We start from the raw sequence: 2857 nt of genomic DNA on the forward strand, positions 1-2857 counted from the left end.
GCCGAAGGGGTAGGACACCCCGTCGGCCCGGCTCTGCCGGGCGAACTGCCGGCGGTCGTACTCGCCCCAACTCGCCCCCCGCCCCCCCCCCCCCCCCCCCGGGACCAGGGCCGACCGTCCGCCTCCGGGCGCACCACGAAGGTGCGTGGGGCGGGGCGCGATCTCGACATGTCGCTAGGTCCTTTCCGACATCCCCGCTGACCGCTGTCGGTACGTCGTGCTGAGGGAGCTCCCCTCCATTTTGCCCTGACCACCCGCTTCCCTCGCTGGTCAGCGAGGTGACCCGGGCCTAGGACCAGGGTCCTGGTCGGCGCCGGCCACCGGTCTCAGCTCCCAGGCACCTTTTCGTTCCGTGCTCGGACGATCCGGGCGCCGGGCGCTGGTGAGCTTGGAGTGGCCGGGAGAACTCGGCACGACACCGCTACCGGAGGACACAGTGATCCGAGCCTTGACCGGGTTCTCCACCCGCAATCCCTGGAAGGTCATCGTCCTGTGGGCGGTGGTCGGGATCTTCCTGACCCTGGTCAGCCAGGCGTTGATCTACCGCGTCACCCAGTCGCAGAGCGGCGACTTCCTGCCGGCGAAGTACGACTCGGCCGCAGCCCTCAAGGTCGCCGAGGAACGGTTCGGGGTGAAGCCCGACGCCAACGCGGTGACCGTCCTGGTCGCCCGCAGCGACGGCAAGCCGCTGACCGGGCCCGACGAGCGGCGCATCGGCGACCTCGCGAAGAAGCTCGGCAGCACCCGGGTGGAGATGCCCGAGCCGTCCGAGGACGCGCCGCCCTTCCTCGCCGAGGACTACGCGCAGACCCCCAAGGTCAGCACCGCCCTGGTGGCGCCCGACCGGGCCTTCGAACTGCTCTCCGTCCAGCTCACCGGCAACTCCACCGACCCGGGCATGCAGGACCTCTACCGGGCCTTCCGGGACGACACCAAGGAGGACTTCGCCAAGCAGGGGCTGCGCACCGGATTCACCGGCGGCCTCGCCGACCTGGTCGACACCGGCGACGCCCAGAAGGACACCGAAAAGATCGTCGGCATGGTCATGATGGGGCTGATCGTCCTCATCAACGTGCTGGTCTTCCGCAGCGTGCTCGCCGCCATCATCCCGCTGCTCGCCGTCGTCATCGTCGGCGGCGCCGCGGCCGGCGCGGTGGTCGGCGCGGCGATGGTCACCGGCATCAAGCTGGACACCTCGACGCCCAGCATGATCGGCGTGGTGCTGATCGGCATCGGCATCGACTACTTCCTGTTCCTGCTGTTCCGCTTCCGCGAAGAGCTCAGGGCCCACCCCGACCGGCCGGCGCGCGCCGTCGCGACCGAGGTCAGCGCCCGCGTCGGCACCGCCATCACCTCGGCCGCGCTGACCATCGTCGCCGCGTTCGCCACCCTGGGCATCGCCAGCTTCGGCCAGTTCCGGGTGCTCGGCCCGGCCATCGCCGTCTCGGTGCTGGTCATGCTGCTGGCCAGCCTCACCCTGATGCCGGCGCTGCTCGCGGTCACCGGGCGCAAGATGTTCTGGCCCTCGCGTGCGCTCAAGCACGAGCCGCGCGCCGGGCTCGCCGGCCGCATCGGCGACCTGGTCGCCCGCCGCCCGCTCGCCCTGGTGATGGCCTCGGTGGCGCTGCTCGGCGCGCTGACGGCCGGCCTGGTCGGCATCAAGATGGACTTCGACACCAGCAGCGGGAACCAGGACACCCCGGCCGCCGTGACCGCCAAGGAGGTCTCCCGCGCACTGCCCGCCGGCGTGTCCGACCCGACCACCGTCTACGTCACCACCGACCGCGGCAAGCACCTGACCGCCAAGGAGGTTAGCCCGCTGTCCGCCGCGCTCGCCAAGGTCGAGGGCGTCGGCCAGGTCGGCAAGGTCGAGCTCAACGAGGAGCGCGACGCCGCCCGCCTCGACCTCTACCTCACCGCTGACACCCAGAGCAAAAAGGCCCGTGACCTGGTCGAAGGGCCGGTCCGCGACGCCGTCGCGCAGCACACCCCCGACGGGCTGACGGCCCACGTGGGCGGCACCGCCGCGATCTTCGCCGACGTCGCCACGGCCGTCGACCACGACCTGAAGATCGTCTTCCCGGTCGCCGCGGTCCTCATCGCCCTGATCCTGCTGATGCTGCTGCGCAGCCTGCTGGCGCCGGCGATGCTGATGCTCGCGGTGGGTCTCGGCTTCGCCGCCACGCTCGGCGCCTCCACCCTCTTCTTCCAGCACCTGCTGGACAAGCCGGGTGTCAACTTCATCCTGCCGCTGGTGCTGTTCCTGTTCGTGGTCGCGCTGGGCACCGACTACAACATCCTGATCAGCGACCGCATCCGGGAGGAGATGGAACGGCCGGGGCCGGCCCGGGCCGCGGTGTCCCGCGCCGTACGGCACACCGCGCCCGCCATCGCCACCGCCGGCGTCGTCCTCGCCGCCTCCTTCGGCAGCCTCGCCGTCAACGTGGTGCCCTCCACCCAACAGATCGGCTTCGCCACCGCGCTGGGCATCATGCTCTCCGCGTTCGTCCTGTCCATCGTGCTGGTGCCGGCGCTCGCCGCACTCCTCGGCCGCAGCACCTGGTGGCCGATCAGGCCCGACCGCAAGCCGCGCCACGACGACCAGCACGGGGTGCCGCAGCAGCACGAGCCGTACGCGTACCAGCAGTCGTCCTACCAGCAGGCCCAGTACCAGCAGCAGCCCTACCAACAGGCGCAGTACCAGCAGGCACCGCAGCCCTACCAGCCGCCGCACCAGCAGCATCAGCCGCAGTCCCACCAGCACCAGCAGCCGTACCAGCGGGACACCCACACACCCTGACGCGGCCCCGGCCCGGGGGGGCGCGCCCCCCCGGCGCCCCACCGCAGGGCAGGAGTC

Annotated in this window: 1 protein-coding gene and 1 pseudogene; one reads left to right on the plus strand and one right to left on the minus strand. The window is 71.4% G+C overall.

The features are described from left to right. Nucleotides 1-75: pseudogene (locus AAHZ94_RS32070) on the minus strand (DNA polymerase III); the annotation flags it as partial. A gap of 361 nt (nt 76-436) precedes the next feature. On the opposite strand from AAHZ94_RS32070, the gene AAHZ94_RS32075 reads away from it, so the two are divergent. After that, a complete protein-coding gene (locus tag AAHZ94_RS32075) occupies nt 437-2800 on the plus strand; it encodes an MMPL family transporter (RefSeq protein WP_349997226.1) in 2364 nt (787 codons plus the stop codon). Nucleotides 2801-2857 lie beyond the last annotated feature (57 nt).

Origin of the sequence: Streptomyces sp. HSW2009 (genome assembly GCF_040240285.1) — a bacterium.
In the GTDB taxonomy this organism is placed as follows: Bacteria; Actinomycetota; Actinomycetes; order Streptomycetales; family Streptomycetaceae; genus Streptomyces.